This is a genomic window from Vibrio hepatarius, from assembly GCF_011806575.1.
In the GTDB taxonomy this organism is placed as follows: Bacteria; Pseudomonadota; Gammaproteobacteria; order Enterobacterales; family Vibrionaceae; genus Vibrio; species Vibrio hepatarius_A.
This window is the reverse complement of sequence record NZ_JAATOO010000021.1, coordinates 1-17312: the sequence shown is the minus strand read 5'-3', so window position 1 is coordinate 17312 and position 17312 is coordinate 1. Positions and strand designations below refer to the sequence as shown.

General features: G+C 47.3%; 16 protein-coding genes. 13 read left to right on the top strand and 3 right to left on the bottom strand.

Annotated elements, in window-relative coordinates; all coding sequences use genetic code 11:
- Positions 1-47 precede the first annotated feature (47 nt).
- The 12 genes from HCZ42_RS15835 (at position 48) to HCZ42_RS15780 (ending at position 10396) form a co-directional block, all read left to right on the top strand.
- A complete protein-coding gene (locus tag HCZ42_RS15835; protein ID WP_167421641.1) occupies positions 48-695 on the top strand; it encodes an LPS-assembly lipoprotein LptE in 648 nt (215 codons plus the stop codon).
- Between the two features lie 9 nt (positions 696-704).
- Entirely contained in the window at positions 705-1718 is a 1014-nt protein-coding gene (gene holA / locus HCZ42_RS15830; protein ID WP_167421640.1) for a DNA polymerase III subunit delta, read from the top strand.
- 61 nt (positions 1719-1779) lie between these two features.
- Positions 1780-2097 (top strand): ribosome silencing factor, encoded by a 318-nt coding sequence (gene rsfS / locus HCZ42_RS15825; protein WP_167421638.1) that lies wholly within the window; start codon positions 1780-1782, stop codon positions 2095-2097.
- Positions 2098-2100: 3 nt separating this feature from the next.
- Positions 2101-2571 (top strand): 23S rRNA (pseudouridine(1915)-N(3))-methyltransferase RlmH, encoded by a 471-nt coding sequence (gene rlmH / locus HCZ42_RS15820; RefSeq protein ID WP_167421635.1) that lies wholly within the window; start codon positions 2101-2103, stop codon positions 2569-2571.
- Positions 2572-2577: 6 nt separating this feature from the next.
- Positions 2578-4461 (top strand): penicillin-binding protein 2, encoded by a 1884-nt coding sequence (mrdA, locus tag HCZ42_RS15815; protein WP_167421633.1) that lies wholly within the window; start codon positions 2578-2580, stop codon positions 4459-4461.
- Positions 4461-5582 carry a rod shape-determining protein RodA gene (gene rodA, locus HCZ42_RS15810; RefSeq protein WP_167421631.1) on the top strand — a complete coding sequence of 374 codons (1122 nt, stop codon included), beginning with the start codon at positions 4461-4463 and terminating at the stop codon, positions 5580-5582. The genes mrdA and rodA overlap by 1 nt, the downstream gene beginning before the upstream one ends.
- Positions 5582-6364: a septal ring lytic transglycosylase RlpA family protein gene (locus tag HCZ42_RS15805; protein WP_167421629.1), complete on the top strand. Its 783-nt coding sequence runs from the start codon at positions 5582-5584 to the stop codon at positions 6362-6364. The genes rodA and HCZ42_RS15805 overlap by 1 nt, the downstream gene beginning before the upstream one ends.
- A gap of 90 nt (positions 6365-6454) precedes the next feature.
- Positions 6455-7633, top strand: coding sequence for a serine hydrolase (locus HCZ42_RS15800; RefSeq protein ID WP_167421614.1), 1179 nt, complete (start codon positions 6455-6457; stop codon positions 7631-7633).
- Between the two features lie 207 nt (positions 7634-7840).
- On the top strand, positions 7841-8119 hold the full coding sequence (gene ybeD / locus HCZ42_RS15795) for a DUF493 family protein YbeD (RefSeq protein ID WP_167421612.1): 279 nt from the start codon (positions 7841-7843) through the stop codon (positions 8117-8119).
- Between the two features lie 178 nt (positions 8120-8297).
- A complete protein-coding gene (gene lipB, locus HCZ42_RS15790; RefSeq protein WP_053409396.1) occupies positions 8298-8957 on the top strand; it encodes a lipoyl(octanoyl) transferase LipB in 660 nt (219 codons plus the stop codon).
- A gap of 15 nt (positions 8958-8972) precedes the next feature.
- Complete coding sequence (lipA, locus tag HCZ42_RS15785) at positions 8973-9938, top strand: lipoyl synthase (protein WP_167421610.1); 966 nt, start codon at positions 8973-8975, stop codon at positions 9936-9938.
- A gap of 131 nt (positions 9939-10069) precedes the next feature.
- Positions 10070-10396, top strand: coding sequence for a hypothetical protein (locus HCZ42_RS15780; RefSeq protein WP_167421608.1), 327 nt, complete (start codon positions 10070-10072; stop codon positions 10394-10396).
- 145 nt (positions 10397-10541) lie between these two features.
- Here HCZ42_RS15780 and glyA read toward each other — a convergent pair whose 3' ends face one another.
- Complete coding sequence (gene glyA / locus HCZ42_RS15775) at positions 10542-11792, bottom strand: serine hydroxymethyltransferase (RefSeq protein ID WP_053409393.1); 1251 nt, start codon at positions 11790-11792, stop codon at positions 10542-10544.
- A gap of 345 nt (positions 11793-12137) precedes the next feature.
- Here glyA and HCZ42_RS15770 point away from each other — a divergent pair, with 345 nt between their 5' ends.
- Positions 12138-12737: a YitT family protein gene (locus HCZ42_RS15770; protein ID WP_167421606.1), complete on the top strand. Its 600-nt coding sequence runs from the start codon at positions 12138-12140 to the stop codon at positions 12735-12737.
- 58 nt (positions 12738-12795) lie between these two features.
- Here the strand turns inward: HCZ42_RS15770 and vexH are convergent, their stop codons facing one another.
- Both vexH and HCZ42_RS15760 read right to left on the bottom strand, forming a co-directional pair.
- The gene (gene vexH, locus HCZ42_RS15765) at positions 12796-15906 is read right to left on the bottom strand and encodes a vibriobactin export RND transporter permease subunit VexH (protein WP_167421604.1); all 3111 of its coding nucleotides are present in this window, start codon (positions 15904-15906) and stop codon (positions 12796-12798) included.
- Positions 15906-16970 (bottom strand): efflux RND transporter periplasmic adaptor subunit, encoded by a 1065-nt coding sequence (locus HCZ42_RS15760; protein ID WP_167421602.1) that lies wholly within the window; start codon positions 16968-16970, stop codon positions 15906-15908. The genes vexH and HCZ42_RS15760 overlap by 1 nt, the downstream gene beginning before the upstream one ends.
- Positions 16971-17312 lie beyond the last annotated feature (342 nt).

Genomic DNA, 17312 nt, shown 5'->3' with positions numbered 1-17312 from the left:
GTGGTCTGAGATAAATAATCCAATAATTAATTGAGAGCCATCAATCTATGTTTCGTAGAGCATCGCGTCTGTTATCTTTCTCCTCTATTAAGCTTACAACGGCGGTACTTGTCGCCAGTTTACTTGCAGGCTGTGGTTTTCACCTACGTGGTGACTACTCAATTCCAGAGTCACTCAACACCTTGTCCCTCACCAGTTACGATGAATACAGTAACTTTACTCGCATGATGAAAGGCCAACTGCGTTTAAGCGAAGTGGAAATCGTGCCACCAGCATCAAACGTACCGAACCTGCACCTTATCGGTGAATCAATTAGTGAACGCACACTATCGCTATACCAAACTGCGCGGGCAGCGGAAAAAGAACTGACATTCCGCGCGTCATACCGCGTAACCGCACCAGGGTTAGGCGCCAAAACCCTCTCAACCAGCGTAACCCGCAGCTACTTGGATAACCCGCTTAGCGCACTGGCTAAATCGGTAGAGCGTGACATGATTGAGGACGAAATGCGCAAGCTGGCAGCCACGCAGATTGTTCGTCAGATGGCACGTTTGAAAGCCGATTTAGCCCGCAACCGTTTCGATGACGAAGTTGCTGAAACAGAAATAACTCAAGACGATCAGCAATATCAGATCAAAACCTATGTGGGTAACAAAGAAGTTGACCTGAACGAGTTATCAACTTCAGCTCAGTAAGGGAACACTATGCGAATTTTCGCTGATCGCTTGGTGGAGCAGCTCAACAAGCAGCTTCACCCAACTTACTTAATCTTTGGTAACGAGCCACTTCTGCTGCAAGAGTCGCGTCAGGCGATTCAAAAAGCTGCATTCGCCCAAGGGTTTGAAGAGCGCCACCGTTTCTCTATCGATAATTATTTCGATTGGAGCCCGGTTTACGACTCGTGCCAAGCGATGAGCTTGTTCTCGGCTCGCCAAATCATAGAATTAGAGCTACCAGAAACGGGCGTGAACGCCGCAATCGCCAAAGAGCTGGTCGCACTCAGTGAGTTACTGCATAGCGACATCATTTTAGTGATCGTCGGCACCAAGCTGACCAAAGCACAAGAAAATACCAAATGGTTTAAAGCACTATCAGCACAAGGTTGTTGGGTCAATTGCCTTACTCCAGACATCCAGCGCTTACCTCAATTTGTCCAAGCGCGTTGCCGTGCGTTAAACCTCAAGCCAGACCCTGAAGCGGTAAAAATGCTGGCACAATGGCACGAAGGTAACTTGTTTGCGTTAACCCAAAGCTTGGAGAAACTAGCGCTGATTTACCCAGACGGACAGCTAAACTTGATTCGACTGGAAGAATCTCTCAGCCGACACAATCATTTTACGGCGTTCCATTGGATAGACGCCCTGCTCGCTGGCAAAGCTAATCGTGCGCAACGCATCATGCGCCAACTAGAAGCAGAAGGCGTAGAGCTGGTCATTTTGGCGAGAACGGTGCAAAAAGAACTCTCCCAACTGCTTTCAATGCAGCAGATGCTACAAAGCGTGCCGATGGGCAAAGTCTTTGACCAATTCAAGGTATGGCAATCTAAGCGACCACTCTACTCAGCCGCGTTGAACCGCCTGAAGATGAGTGACCTGCGCCGCCTAATCCAGTTATTGGCGAAGATAGAGCTTCTGGTCAAGACCCAGTATGATGAATCTAGCTGGCCACTATTGCACCAGTTAGGCGCTGAGATGTGCCAACCACCAATGAAGCACTAAAAAAGCGTGATATACTTCGCCGCCCAAATTTGAACCTAATTGATACAACGAGGACAACACCTTGCAACTTGAAGAGCTCAATGATTTTTTAGTCGATAAAGTCGATGATATGAAAGCGCAAGACATCAAAACCGTTGATGTTCAGGGTAAATCCAGCATTACTGACTACATGATCATCTGCACTGGCACTTCAAAACGTCACGTGTCTTCTATCGCCGACCATGTCGCACAAGAAGCCAAGCAAGCGGGTATGGAACCGCTTGGCATTGAAGGTGAAAAAGAAGGCGAATGGGTGGTACTGGATATGGGCACAACCATCGTTCACGTGATGCAAGAAGAGCAACGCGAGCTATACCAACTAGAGAAGCTTTGGGGCTAATCAATGAAAATCCAATTGATTGCCGTTGGCACTAAGATGCCCAAATGGGTGGAAGAAGGGTTTCAAGAGTATCGTCGTCGATTTCCTCACGACATGCCATTAGAATTGGTTGAAATCCCAGCGGGAAAACGCGGAAAGAACGCTGATATTGCAAGAATTCTGCAAAAAGAAGGCGACGCGATGCTAGCTGCAGTGCCAAAGGGCAACCGAATTGTTACTCTAGATATCCCTGGCAAAAAGTGGGACACGCCACAACTGGCAGAACAGCTGGAAAGCTGGAAATTGGATGGTCGTGACGTATCAATCTTGATTGGTGGTCCAGAAGGTCTTGCTCCTGCGTGTAAAGCGGCGGCAGATCAAAGCTGGTCCCTGTCCGCTCTCACGTTACCTCATCCACTTGTCCGTATTGTTATGGCAGAAAGTTTATATCGAGCGTGGAGCATTACCGCTAACCACCCGTACCACCGAGAATAAGTATTCATGTTAAGGAAGCGTTCCCAAATAAGGGACTATCAAGAAGAAGCACGACTGTTTAAAAGCCGTGCTATTTTCGCTTTCATTGGCATTGTGGCTATGATGGGCATACTGGTCACCAACCTGTACAACATACAGATTAACCAGTTTCAAGATTATAAGACCCGCTCCAACGACAACCGCATCAAAGTCGTCCCTATCGCGCCGAATCGTGGTCTAATTTATGACCGTAATGGTGTACTTCTGGCAGAAAACCAGCCCGTTTTTAGCTTAGAAATCACGCCAGAAAAAGTCGATGATATGGACGATACAATTGCACGTCTACAGCAAATCTTGACCATCACACCAGAGCAAATCGAACGCTTCCACAAAGAGCGTGTGCAGACACGTCGCTTTAAGTCCGTACCAATACTTAACCAGCTTACCCAACAGCAAGTGGCAAAGTTTTCGGTCAACCAACATAAATTTCCAGGCGTCGCAGTCAACGCAGCACTAAAACGCAACTACCCGTTTGGCGAAGTACTCACTCACGTAATCGGCTATGTCTCGCGTATCAACGACCGCGATATGCAACGTTTGATTCGAGAAGAGAAAGACGCCAACTATCAGGCAACTCGCGATATCGGTAAGTTGGGCATCGAGCGTTACTACGAAGATTTACTCCACGGTACCGCAGGCTACCAAGAGGTAGAAGTGAACAGCCGCGGCCGTATCATTCGCACCTTGAAGTATGTCCCGCCGGTTCCGGGCAAAGACATTGTTCTCAACCTTGATATCGATTTACAGTTGTATGTACATGGCTTACTGGATTCACGCCGGGGCAGCATAGTTGTGCTCGATCCAAAAGACAACGGCGTGCTAGCGATGGTATCAAGTCCTAGTTACGACCCGAACGCGTTCGTACACGGTATTTCCGGCAAAGCCTACAGCGCGTTACTCAACGACAAAAACCGTCCACTGGTTAACCGAGCTACATTAGGCATTTACCCACCAGCATCGACCATTAAACCATTTATGGCTGTGGCTGCGTTGGAAGAAGGGGTGGTTACGCCGAACACAACACGTAATGACCCAGGTTATTGGCGGATTCCGAACTCTAAAACCAAACCATTTCGTGACTGGTTACGTTGGGGACACGGCAAAGTCAACATCGTTAAATCGATTGAAGAATCGGTGGATACTTTCTTTTATCAGATTGCATATGACATGGGCATCGACCGCATTTCACGCTGGATGATGATGTTTGGCTTTGGCGATTACACTGGCATCGATATCTACGAAGAGAGCAAAGCCAATATGCCGACTCGAGACTGGAAGATGTCACGACACCGCACACCTTGGTATCAGGGCGATACAATTCCGGTCGGTATTGGGCAAGGTTACTGGACCGCAACACCAATGCAGCTAGCGAAAGCGACATCTGTATTGGTTAATCGTGGTAAAGTACTCGCTCCTCACCTACTACGAGCTACGATCGAAAACGGCGAACGATTTGAGACACAAACACTGTCTGAAGTTGAAAGCTACCCACCGATTACTGGTGTACCTAAGCGTTACTGGGATATCGCAATTGAAGGCATGCGTTTGGTTAACCACGGTAAGAAAGGCACCGCGCGCCGCGCGTTCTACAAAACCAAATATGTCAGCGCAGGTAAATCAGGTACCGCTCAGGTATTTGGCTTAGGTGAGAATGAGGAATACAACGCCGACGAAATCGCAGAGCACTTGCGTGATCACGCCCTATTTACTGGTTTTGCTCCGGTGGATGACCCAGAGTTGATTGTCACTATGGTTCTGGAAAATGCGGGAGGTGGCTCTTCCCAAGGTGGACCTGTGGTACGTAAGATCTTTGACCATGTGCTCGTAGAGAGAAAAGAGGCAGCAAAATAATGGATTTGAACCCAGCGACCGGTCAAAACCGAGGCCTTTTCGAACGCTTCCATATAGATTTAACCATGCTGCTTGGCATCTTGGTGCTGATGGGCTTTGGCTTAGTCGTCATGTACAGCGCCAGCGGACAAAACCTATTGATGATGGAACGCCAGGCAATGCGCATGGGCTTGTCACTTGGTGTCATGCTGTTACTTGCCCAAATCCCGCCAAGAACCTATGAAACACTCGCACCACTGGTATTTTTTTCCGGCGTGGCACTGCTACTCGGAGTGCTGTTTTTTGGCGAAGCGTCCAAAGGCGCGCAGCGCTGGCTTAACTTAGGTTTTGTCCGCTTCCAGCCATCTGAACTACTCAAACTCGCGGTACCATTGATGGTCGCGCGTTACATTGGTAAGCGCCCACTACCACCCACATTCCAAACGCTGGTAATGTCACTGGTGATGGTGTTTGTGCCGACTATCCTGATCGCCAAACAACCGGACTTGGGTACATCGATTCTTATTGCTGCTTCAGGCATCTTTGTTATCTTTTTAGCGGGTATCAGCTGGCGAATCATATTCGGCGCGGCGTGTGCACTTGGCGCGTTTTTACCGATTCTGTGGTTTTTCCTGATGCGCGAATACCAAAAAGTACGGGTAAGAACGCTATTTAACCCAGAGTCCGATCCTCTTGGTGCGGGCTACCACATTATTCAAAGTAAGATTGCTATCGGTTCTGGCGGTATTGCTGGTAAAGGCTGGCTTCAGGGAACACAATCCCAGTTGGAGTTTCTACCTGAGCGTCATACCGACTTTATCTTCGCTGTGATCGCAGAAGAGTGGGGCTTGATTGGTATTTTAGGCTTACTCAGCCTATACCTGTTTATCATCGGACGTGGTCTATTTATGGCCAGCAAAGCACAAACCGCTTTTGGTCGCATGATGGCAGGCAGTATCGTCCTCAGCTTCTTCGTTTATGTGTTTGTAAACATCGGCATGGTGAGCGGTATCTTACCCGTTGTAGGTGTGCCACTACCACTGATCAGCTATGGCGGCACGTCGATGGTGACGCTGATGGCCGGCTTCGGCATTCTTATGTCTATCCATACACACAGAAAAGCGTTTTCTAAGGCGACGTAATGATGAATCACAAACACCTGCTGGCAATAGTAAGTGCAAGCGTTATTCTTGCAGGCTGCTCTTCTTCGCCTTCAAAACGCTATACGATCGACGATGATATTGCGCCAGACAGCCCGATTTCGGTTAACCATATTGAAGATGCTCATCCTCAGTATGAACCTTACAGCCGTGGTGGTAACAGCGACTACACCTTACGTGGCCAACGCTACACCATCATCAAAGATGCCAAAGGACACACCGAAGAAGGCCAAGCATCGTGGTACGGAAAAAAGTTCCACGGTCATTTGACCTCAAACGGCGAAGTCTATGACATGTACTCGATGTCTGCCGCACATAAAACGCTACCACTGCCGAGTTACGTTGAAGTCACCAACAAAGACAACGGCCGTAAAGCGATTGTGCGCGTCAACGACCGCGGTCCATTTCATCCGGGGCGTATCATTGACCTGAGCTACGCGGCGGCAACCAAACTGGATGTGATTCGCACAGGGACGGCAAACGTCTCAATTAAAGTCATCACCGTGGATAAACCCACCGATGCGCGCAAGCAAAAAGCCTTACCAAAGTACGCGATTCAGGTGGCATCTTCGCAACATGAAGATCGGGTGCGAACTCTTGCGCAAGATTTAGGTCAAAAACTCTCTGTGGGAAGCTACATCAACTCAGATAACAGCCAACACCGAGTGCTACTGGGTCCATTCGATGACTATATGCTGACACAAAAGACCTTAGAACAAGTAAAATCACTCGGTTTTCCGAGTGCGTTTATTAAATCCTTATAAGTCTTAACTTATTCGGCTTTTGTTGCGACACTAGCCTATACAGTTGATTCTGTTAAGATATGGACAGTTAAAGACAAATCTGTAGTCAATATGAAAAAAACAACGCTAATCAAATCCGTTTTTGCCACTTCTATTGCGCTTTCTGCAACCTTTGCATCTTCTGCTTTTGCAACGCCAATTGTTGTACCAGACGCACCACTTATCGCCGCTAAAGGCTATGTCCTGATGGATTACCATTCAGGCAAAGTTCTGGCTGAGAAAGAAATGAACACCAAGCTGTCTCCAGCAAGCTTGACCAAAATGATGACGAGTTACGTTATCGGCCAGGAGCTTGAGCGCGGTAACATTTCTCTGCAAGACGACGTCACCATCAGTAAAAATGCGTGGGCAAAGAACTTCCCTGACTCATCGAAAATGTTCATCGAAGTCGGCACCACAGTAAAAGTCGAAGACCTAAACAAAGGTATCATCATTCAATCAGGTAACGATGCGTGTGTTGCAATGGCTGAACACATCGCTGGTTCTGAAGATGCATTCGTTGACCTAATGAACGCGTGGGCAGATACGATTGGCATGAAGAACACGCATTTTGCCAACGTTCACGGTCTAGATAACCCAGACCTATACTCAACGCCTTACGATATGGCTCTGCTAGGTAGCGCACTGATCCGCGATGTGCCTGACGAGTACCGTATCTACTCTGAGAAGAAATTCACTTACAACGGTATCACCCAGTACAACCGTAACGGTCTACTTTGGGATAAAAGCATGAATGTGGACGGCATTAAAACCGGCCATACCAGCAACGCAGGTTACAGTCTTGTCAGCTCAGCGACTGAAGGTCAAATGCGTCTAGTTGCCGTAGTGATGGGAACTAAGAACCAGAACGCTCGTAAGTCAGAAAGCAAAAAACTTCTGAGCTACGGTTTCCGTTTCTTCGAAACGGTTGCACCGCATAAAGCAGGCGAAACTTTCGTTGAAGAAAAAATCTGGATGGGCGACAAAAACACTGTGGCTCTGGGTCTAGATCAAGATACTTACGTAACACTTCCACGCGGCCAAGCTAAGAACCTAAAAGCAAGCTTCGTACTTGAAAAAGAACTTGAAGCCCCAATTATGAAAGGTGACGTAGTTGGTAAACTATACTATCAACTAGATGGTAGCGATGTCGCGGAATACCCACTTCTTGCGCTTGAAGATGTCGAACAAGGTAGCTTGTTCAGCCGTCTATGGGATTACATTGTAATGCTATTTAAGAGCTTCTTCTAAGCCAGACTGATTGTGAGTTTGACAACCGATTTGTTGTTTAACTTTTAAACAACTCATACGATTCAATTGGTTATCAAAATTCTGCCCAAAAGCCGCTGAATGCGGCTTTTTTGTTTCATGAGGTAAAACTCGTGGTCGCTTGAGATTTACCGGTATTAGCAGTACTATTCCGCGCTGCTAAAACGACTTTCCAACTTGGAGTTTCCTATGCTGACTATTAACTCAGACGCAAAACTGAAAGACCTGCTAGAGTTTCCGTGCTCGTTTACTTACAAAGTAATGGGCCACGCGAAACCAGAATTACCAGAGAAGGTTCTTGAAGTGATCCAACGCCATGCTCCAGGTGATTACAGCCCAAAAGTTAAGCCTAGCGCTAAGGGCAATTACCACTCAGTGTCTATCAATATCACTGCAACCTCTATTGAACAGGTTGAGATCCTGTACAAAGAGTTGGGTGAAATTGATATTGTACGCATGGTTTTATAATATTATTTGATAAGTTCAATTTTATTTGAAAGCAGCACGAGCTGCTTTCTTTTTAAATATCAATTAGATAATAATCCTACAAATTCTCTAAGGTTAAAAATGTGTTACTGGCATATAGTTGAAAAACCAGAAGCAGTTTATAATCCGGGAACTTTATTAATAGACGATAGGATCGGGAATGCAAAACCAGCTGGTAGTTAAGCATTTGGGAAGACAGGATTACGAGCCAATTTGGCAAGCAATGCATGACTTCACAGACAACCGAACTGACGAAACCCGTGATGAAGTGTGGCTTGTAGAGCACAACCCTGTCTTTACACAAGGCCAAGCGGGTAAAGAAGAGCACCTGTTGAATACAGGTGACATCCCAGTGGTGCAAAGTGACCGTGGCGGCCAGGTAACCTATCATGGTCCAGGTCAGCTTGTAGCTTATTTCCTGATTAACCTCCGTCGTAAAAAGTTAGGCGTACGAGACCTCGTCACTACGATCGAAAATCTCGTGATTAACACGCTAAAGAATTACAATATTGAGTCAGCGGCACGCCCAGATGCGCCCGGCGTCTATGTTGATGGTAAAAAGATCTGCTCTTTAGGATTAAGAATCCGCAAAGGCTGCTCTTTCCATGGTTTGGCATTAAACGTAAATATGGATCTCACGCCGTTTTTACGTATCAATCCATGTGGCTATGCAGGTATGGAAATGGTTCAAGTGAGCCAACTTGGTGGACCAACAGATCTTCAGCAAGTCGAACAGACTCTGGTCAAAGAACTTGTGACTTTGCTTGGTTACGAGCAAGTAGAATTCAGCACAGAAGCCGCCCTACGCGATACGAAGTAAGAGAAGTAAAAGAGCATGAGTAAACCAATCCAAATGGAAAAAGGCGTTAAATACCGTGACGCTGATAAGATGGCACTGATTCCTGTAAAGAATATGCCAACTGAGCAAAAAGAAATTCTGCGCAAGCCAGACTGGATGAAGATCAAGCTGCCATCTGACAGCCAGCGCATCCAAGATATCAAATCGGCGATGCGTAAGAATAACCTTCACTCAGTGTGTGAAGAAGCATCATGCCCGAACTTGGCAGAGTGCTTTAACCACGGTACTGCGACCTTCATGATTCTTGGTGCTATCTGTACTCGTCGTTGTCCTTTCTGTGACGTTGCCCACGGCCGCCCTCTTCCTCCGGAAGCTGAAGAGCCGCAAAAGTTGGCAAAAACCATCGCAGACATGAAACTGAAATACGTCGTGATCACCTCAGTAGACCGTGATGATCTACGTGATGGCGGCGCACAGCACTTTGCTGACTGTAATCGTGAGATTCGTGCTCTTAATCCAAACATCAAGATTGAAACTCTGGTACCAGACTTCCGTGGTCGTATGGATGTGGCGCTGGACCTAATGAAAGACAATCCGCCAGATGTATTTAACCACAACCTAGAGACTGCGCCTCGTCTATACCGTAAAGCGCGTCCAGGTGCGAACTACAAATGGTCACTAGAGCTACTTAAGAAGTTCAAAGAGCAGCACCCTGACGTTCCAACTAAGTCTGGTCTGATGATGGGTCTTGGTGAAACGAAAGAAGAGATCGTTGAAGTACTGAAAGATCTGCGCGCACACGGCGTGACTATGCTGACACTAGGCCAATACCTAGCGCCAAGCCGTCACCACTTGCCAGTTGAGCGTTACGTTCCACCATCAGAGTTCGATGAGCTTAAAGAGATCGCGCTAGAACTTGGCTTCACCCACGCCGCTTGTGGTCCTTTCGTACGTTCTTCGTACCACGCAGACCTTCAAGCTCAAGGTGTTGAAGTAAGCTAATCGCTTTATGCAACTAAAATAATATTCTAAAGGCTGACCGATAACGTCAGCCTTTTTCATTTCCATTCTTGAATGAAAACCGACTCTTCTATAGGCTTAGCTCTATCACTAAAAAAATAACTGGGAATACTATGAAAAGACTAGGGTTTATTGCTATCGCACTTAGCGCACTTGCAGCGGGCTGCTCGTCCAATACACAGCAAGACAATTTCCGTGAAGCTTCTTTTGAACTGTGTAATACCGAAGTCGAGTTGTACTCAGTCAGCGATGATGGCCGTGTTCGTATCTCTTGTTCTGACGGCTCTAAGTTTGCTTTGGATAGCGAAGATACACTAGAGACGATGCGTGATATCAACATCGACTACTGTGATGGTGAAGGTCTGGGTAAATTCAGCGAAAGCCGCAAGTACTACTCGTTTAAGTGTAAGTCCGGCACGTTACTGAGCATTACTAAGTAACCTCAGCGTTATACATATAAAAAAGGGTCGATGTTTTTACATCGACCCTTTTGTTTTTCAAACTGCCTAGCTAACAAAACGCTCCTTAACCACTGTAAACAGTAACTAAAAGGAGCTTTTTCAAATCAATCAGCTAAGCGACAGATTATGCGTAAACTGGTAGACGCTTGCAGATAGCGAGAACTTTCTGTTTTGTCGCTTCGATAACTTCTTCGTTACCGATGTTATCCAATACGTCACACATCCAGTTTGCTAGCTCTTTTGCGTCTTCTTCAGTGAAGCCACGGCGAGTAATTGCTGGAGTACCAACACGGATACCAGAAGTAACAAACGGACTACGAGGGTCGTTTGGTACCGAGTTCTTGTTTACCGTGATGTTTGCTGCACCTAGTGCCGCGTCAGCATCTTTACCTGTGATGTCTTTGTCAATTAGGTCAACAAGGAACAAGTGGTTCTCTGTACCGTTCGATACGATCTTGTAGCCACGTTCCTGGAACTGAGCCACCATCGCTTTTGCGTTTTTCACTACGCGCGCTTGGTAAGCTTTAAACTCTGGCTCCATTGCTTCTTTGAACGCTACTGCTTTACCAGCGATAACGTGCATTAGTGGACCACCTTGACCGCCAGGGAAAACGGCTGAGTTCAGTTTCTTGTACATGTCTTCGCCAGCGTTAGACAGGATAAGACCACCACGTGGACCTGCTAGCGTTTTGTGCGTTGTTGTAGTCACAACGTGTGCGTGTGGAACTGGCGTTGGGTATTCCCCTGCCGCGATAAGGCCAGCAACGTGCGCCATATCGACGAATAGGTAAGCGTCCACTTTGTCTGCGATTTCACGCATGCGCTTCCAATCAACGATTTGAGAGTATGCTGAGAAACCACCGATGATCATCTTAGGTTTGTGCTCAAGCGCTAAGGCTTCCATTTCGTCGTAGTTGATTTGGCCAGCTTCATCGATACCGTAAGGGATAACGTTGTAATGCTTACCAGAGAAGTTTACAGGAGAACCGTGAGTCAGGTGACCACCGTGCGCTAGGCTCATACCTAGAACTGTGTCGCCCGGGTTAAGAAGCGCCATGTAAACCGCACTGTTAGCTTGAGAGCCAGAGTGTGGCTGAACGTTCGCGTACTCACAACCAAACAGTTTGCATGCACGCTCAATCGCTAGAGATTCAGCTTTGTCCACGTACTCACAACCACCGTAGTAGCGCTTGCCTGGATAACCTTCAGCGTATTTGTTTGTTAGCTGAGAACCTTGAGCTTCCATTACACGTGGGCTTGTGTAGTTTTCTGAAGCGATTAGTTCGATGTGTTCTTCCTGGCGAAGAGTTTCTTCTTGGATAGCTGCGAATAGTTCCGCATCGTAATCCGCGATGTTCATATCACGCTTTAGCATCTGTATCTCCTGACTCAGATTAAGACTTAAAGTTGCAAAAAACCTACTTACGACTCTGACGCAAACGTTTGCATCAACCTAATGGCGCGCATTTTACATAATTTGATCTGGGTCATAAAGAGAAAATTCTAATTTTTCTCATGCAGATTTTTCATAATGATTTTCAAGAGGCGTCATAATTGGCATATCTCAAACCTCAATTGGCAGAGATATGTCAATTTTATCCTTTACACCCCGTAAAACGATAATTACATAGGTTTACCTTAAATTTGGCTCTCAAGCTACCGAAATCCTCATTTTTTCAATAGTATTCGCGCCATTATCTACTGTTAAAGTTTCAATTTGATGGAAAAACACTCACGCAAAGAAGATTGGATTGCGATCCTTACTGGTACGTTTCTCGTCGCTCAGGGCGTCTTCTTCCTCCAGTCTGCAAACTTGCTCACTGGCGGAACGACAGGTCTGGCGCTGCTGTTCACACAATTTGTGCCTCTCTCATTTGGTACGCTTTATTTTCTAGCGAACAGTCCTTTCTACTTGCTGGCATGGAAGCGCTTCGGTACACGCTTTGCGATTAACAGCGCCATTTCGGGAGGCTTAGTATCGGTGTTTGCCGACCACCTGTATTTGGTCATTAAACTGGAAACCATCAACGAAGTGTATTGCGCCGTCGCAGGCGGTTTATTGATGGGCTTAGGAATGCTGATCCTGTTCAGACACCGCTCAAGCCTCGGTGGCTTCAACGTATTATGTCTGTTCATTCAGGATAAATTTGGTATTTCAGTCGGAAAATCGCAACTTGCGATCGACATTAGCATTTTGATCGCGTCGTTCTTCTTTGTGTCACCGCAAGTGATAGGCCTATCGATCGTCGGCGCTATCTTGCTTAACGTCGTGTTGGCGATGAATCACAAACCAACCCGCTACACAGTAAACTACGGTTAAACCTGATGAATACTAAAAAGCCCGCAGCATTAGCGGGCTTTTTGTTGGCTAAAAAACATTAGTGAGAAGCGCGTGCTTTAACGTCGTGGCTCAGTTCTTTGTTGAGTTCAGCTTCAACGTGACCCGGAGATTGAGTACTCGCCGAAATCAATCGGTACATCGCGGGGATAACGAACAAGGTAACTAACGTCGCAAAGCCCATACCGAAAAAGATAACCGTACCCACCGCAACACGGCTTTCGTAACCCGCACCACTCGAAATGATCAGCGGAATCGCACCAGCCAACGTGGTAAAGGCGGTCATCATGATTGGGCGTAGTCGGCGTGCTGCCGCATCGACAATCGCTTTTTCAAACTCAAAACCTCGGTCACGCAATTGGTTGGCAAACTCCACGATCAAAATACCGTTTTTCGTCACCATACCAATCAACATGATCATACCGATCTGGCTATAGATGTTGAGTCCTTGCCCCATGATGAACATGCCCAAGAAGCCACCAAATACGCCCATTGGCACGGTAAACATCACCACTAGTGGGTTGATAAAGCTTTCAAACTGCGCCGCCAGCACTAAGTAAGCCACTAGCAATGCTAAAGCAAACACCACCAACACACTGGATTGGTTCTCTTTGTAGTCTTTTGACTCTCCGGAATAACTCACTGAAATATCGGCTGGTAGCAGCTCAATCGCTTTTTGGTCGAGATAATCAAGCGCATCACCCAGCGTCGCGCCATTCGCTAAGTTAGCGGTAATGGTGATCGACTTCTGTTTGTTGTAGTGCGACAAGCGAATCGACGACGCAACCTCCTCAACTTTGGTCACTGTGTCGAGCGTAACCAAGTCACCAGAAGCGGTACGCAGATAAATTTGGCTCAGATCGGAGGCATTGTTAAAGCTGTTCTCGTCACCACGCAGGTAAACATCATATTCTTCACCGCGCTCAACAAACGTAGTTTCACTTTTACCGCCAAGCATCACTTCTAGCGTGTCGGAAATATCCGCGACACTAATGCCTAATTCAGCCGCGCGTTGTCTATCAACCGTCACCACCAGCTCCGGCGTTTTCTCCGAGTAATCGATCTCAGCGCCTTCCATCAATGGTGACTCTTCCGCTAAACGTTCTAGCTCCTCAGCCCATTGCTTAAGCTCGGGATAATCCGAACCACCTAACACGAACTGAACTGGTTCGCTAGAGCCGCCACGAAAGCCTGGCATGAACGGAAAGACACGGACATCGGGGATGCCCGCTAACGCACGGCGAATTTGTCCCAGAGCTTGCTGAGCTGTGACATCTCGCTCATCCCAATCCTCAAGAATCATAATCACAAAGCCGGTCTGGTCACCCGCATTACCGCCAAATGCTGGCGATTGAATGCTGAATGATTTGAGGAAGCCCTGACCAAGCAACGGTAGCAAGCGCTCTTCCACCAAGTCCATGTTTGCCGACATGCGGTTGTAACTGGTTGCATCCGCACCACGGACAAACGCCAACAATACGCCACGGTCTTCAGAAGGCGTCAGTTGTGAAGGTACTTGTTGCATCAGCCCCCAACTACCACCGACACAGGCTAAGATGATCAACGGCGCCGCCCATTTCCAATGCAGCGCACGCTTCAACAGGTTGCGATAACCGTTTTCCAAACGGTGGAACATCTTTTCGACGAACACGCTAAAGCGGCTCGGTTTCACGTTTGCTTTAAGCAGTTTACTGCCCAGCACTGGCGTGAGCGTCAAAGCGATCAATGACGAGAAGATCACCGACATCGCCAGCAACACCGAAAACTCGGTGAACAACAGTCCCACCATACCGTCCATAAACGAGATCGGCAGGAATACCATTACCAGTACTAACGTGGTCGCTACAACCGCAAAGCCCACTTCACGGGTGCCTTTGTAAGCGGCCAGCAGCGGTTTTTCTCCCTGCTCGATATGGTGGAAGATGTTTTCAACCACCACGATGGCGTCATCCACCACCAAACCAATCGAAAGAATCAACGCCATCAACGTAATCAAGTTGATAGAAAAGCCAAAGTAGTAGGCGGCCATAAACGATGAAATCAAAGAGACGGGTACAGTAACCGCAGGGATCAGCGTTGCTCTTGCCTGACCGATGAAGATGTACAACACCAAAATGACCAGACCACCAGTAATAAATAAGGTGTTGTAGACTTCTGAAATCGAACGGTCGATAAACACCGTCGAGTCATAATCAATCGCCAGACGCGTGCCTTCTGGCAAGAACTTCTGGATACGTTCCACTTCTAAGTGAACCAGATCTGCGACTTCAAGTGGATTCGCATCAGACTGAGGCACAATCCCCATACTCACGTTGACCACACCATCGCTCTTAAAGGTCGAGTTCTCGTTCTCCGCACCGATATACACGTCCGCGACATCTTTCAAATAGATAGGTGAGTTATCGCTGGCACGCTTAATCACCAAGTATTGGAAATCTTCTACTTGGTTGTAGCTGCGTGCGGTTCTGACCGACATAACAATCTGGTCATTTCGCACTTCGCCGCCCGGACTTTCTAAGTTTTCGCTACGCAAAGCTGAGGTAATGTCCGATGTCGTTACACCACGACCCGCCATCTGTTCAGGCTTTAGCTTCACGTACATCACTTTGTACAGACCACCCGAGATATCTACCGAACTCACCCCGGAGATCAAACTAAAACGGTCTAACAATACTCGCTCAACGTAGTCAGTTAGCTGGGTTCGGTCCATCTCAGAAGAGCTGAGATTGATGTAAAGTGACGCTTCACCAGAACCATTATTCTTGTAAACAATCGGATCGTCGGCCTCATCGGGTAGTGAACGCTGCGCTCTCGCCACCGCGTCTCGCACATCACTGACCCCAGTATTGAGGTCATAACCCAACTCAAACGTTATAGTAATCCGTGAACTGCTGTTACGTGTGGTGGACGAAATTTCATCGATGCCGCTGATCCCGGATAATTGGTCTTCTAATACCGAGGTAATTTGGCTTTCAATGATCGTTGCCGACGCCCCTTCGTAGCGCGTACTGATCGAGACCACCGGACTTTCGATATCTGGCATTTCACGCACAGCCAATTTACTGAACGACACGATACCAAAGACACACAGCAGCAGACTCAGAACGACCGCGGCGACAGGCCTTTTAACTGAAACATCAGACAACAGCATTATTCACTGCCCTCTTTCTTGTCGGTCTTCGGTTTACCGTCTGCACCTAACTCAGCAACGCTCGAGCCATCACGCATATTGACGATGCCTTGTACGACGATCTTCTGTCCGATCTCCAAACCTTGCTCAATCACAACTTGATTACCAACACGAGCGCCTAGAATGACTTCTGTGCGTTTAGCTTTCGCATCATCACCTACAACGTACACATAACGTTTTGTCCCTGAGTACTCAAGCGCCTGCACTGGGATGATTGGCGCTTCTAGAGGCGGAAAATCGATATTGGCCGCCACCAACATACCCGGTTTGAGTAAACGGCTCGGATTATCAAAATGGATACGCACACGCAGATTGAGCGTTTCTTGGTTAATGCGCGAGTCGATGCCAACTACTTTGCCTTCAAAAGTTTTATTACCCCAAGCCGATGTTGTCGCTGTCACGTTCATTCCGGTCGCAAGTTGAGAAAGGTAACGTTCCGGGATCTGCAGGTCTAAGCGCATCACAGCAAGGTCATCTAAAGTTAATAGCTCCGCGCCGACACTGACCATCTTACCGACACTGAAGTCGATAAAACCAACCGTGCCAGCAAATGGCGCACTGATGTGTAGGTCTCGAATGTCGGCATTAGCCGCGTCCAGACGCGCCTGCGCAATCTCTACACTGGCTTTTTGCGCGTCGATTTCGGTTTGAGTGATCGCGTTACGCTTCGCCAGACGGGTGAATTCTTTTAGCTTTCGCTGTTCATCTTTCAAATAAGCTTTTGCTTCGGCGAGTGCGGCTTTAGCTTTGTCATCATTCAATTGGATCAGCAACTGCCCTTGCGACACTTCCTGATTCGCTTTGACGGCGATTTTATCGACTTTTCCGGCCACCTCGGGAGAAACCACCACGGATTGCTCCGCTTGCAACTTACCGACCAAGGATAAAGATTGCGAAACTTGATGTGTTTGAACTTGTTCAGTCACAACGGTGACGGCGGATGGACCTTGCCGAGTAGCGCTCACTGCTGGTGCGCTCGCCATAATGGAAAGCGACAAAATGCTCAGAATTATTTTATTCTTCATTGTTTATTATTCTGCCTAGAAAAACTGTGCGTATTGTACTCTCTTATACGGTATAAAAACGTCAATGAGTGTAAAGAGAGAGAAATAAAGTGTAAGTTTAGCTGTTGTTTTAATACGCTTTATGCTCAATTCTCGCCTTCTTTGTTGAAAAAGGCAGCATTCAATTCAAAATTCTAAGAAAAATCTTTACAGCTTTACTGAGTTTGCTATGATGCGCTCCGCACTTGAGAGATGCGTTGGGAAAACGTCTTTTAAGTATAAAAATACCCTGGAGGGGTTCCCGAGTGGCCAAAGGGAGCAGACTGTAAATCTGCCGGCACTGCCTTCGATGGTTCGAATCCG

What these genes read in the sequence shown, in the direction of transcription:
- rodA (WP_167421631.1), top strand. Translation starts at nt 4,461, where the DNA reads ATGGATTTGAACCCAGCGACCGGTCAAAACCGAGGCCTTTTCGAACGC.
- HCZ42_RS15760 (WP_167421602.1), bottom strand. Translation starts at nt 16,970, where the DNA reads ATGAAGAATAAAATAATTCTGAGCATTTTGTCGCTTTCCATTATGGCG.
- rlmH (WP_167421635.1), top strand. Translation starts at nt 2,101, where the DNA reads ATGAAAATCCAATTGATTGCCGTTGGCACTAAGATGCCCAAATGGGTG.
- mrdA (WP_167421633.1), top strand. Translation starts at nt 2,578, where the DNA reads ATGTTAAGGAAGCGTTCCCAAATAAGGGACTATCAAGAAGAAGCACGA.
- lipB (WP_053409396.1), top strand. Translation starts at nt 8,298, where the DNA reads ATGCAAAACCAGCTGGTAGTTAAGCATTTGGGAAGACAGGATTACGAG.
- vexH (WP_167421604.1), bottom strand. Translation starts at nt 15,906, where the DNA reads ATGCTGTTGTCTGATGTTTCAGTTAAAAGGCCTGTCGCCGCGGTCGTT.
- HCZ42_RS15805 (WP_167421629.1), top strand. Translation starts at nt 5,582, where the DNA reads ATGATGAATCACAAACACCTGCTGGCAATAGTAAGTGCAAGCGTTATT.
- HCZ42_RS15800 (WP_167421614.1), top strand. Translation starts at nt 6,455, where the DNA reads ATGAAAAAAACAACGCTAATCAAATCCGTTTTTGCCACTTCTATTGCG.
- glyA (WP_053409393.1), bottom strand. Translation starts at nt 11,792, where the DNA reads ATGCTAAAGCGTGATATGAACATCGCGGATTACGATGCGGAACTATTC.
- HCZ42_RS15780 (WP_167421608.1), top strand. Translation starts at nt 10,070, where the DNA reads ATGAAAAGACTAGGGTTTATTGCTATCGCACTTAGCGCACTTGCAGCG.
- HCZ42_RS15770 (WP_167421606.1), top strand. Translation starts at nt 12,138, where the DNA reads ATGGAAAAACACTCACGCAAAGAAGATTGGATTGCGATCCTTACTGGT.
- ybeD (WP_167421612.1), top strand. Translation starts at nt 7,841, where the DNA reads ATGCTGACTATTAACTCAGACGCAAAACTGAAAGACCTGCTAGAGTTT.
- holA (WP_167421640.1), top strand. Translation starts at nt 705, where the DNA reads ATGCGAATTTTCGCTGATCGCTTGGTGGAGCAGCTCAACAAGCAGCTT.
- HCZ42_RS15835 (WP_167421641.1), top strand. Translation starts at nt 48, where the DNA reads ATGTTTCGTAGAGCATCGCGTCTGTTATCTTTCTCCTCTATTAAGCTT.
- lipA (WP_167421610.1), top strand. Translation starts at nt 8,973, where the DNA reads ATGAGTAAACCAATCCAAATGGAAAAAGGCGTTAAATACCGTGACGCT.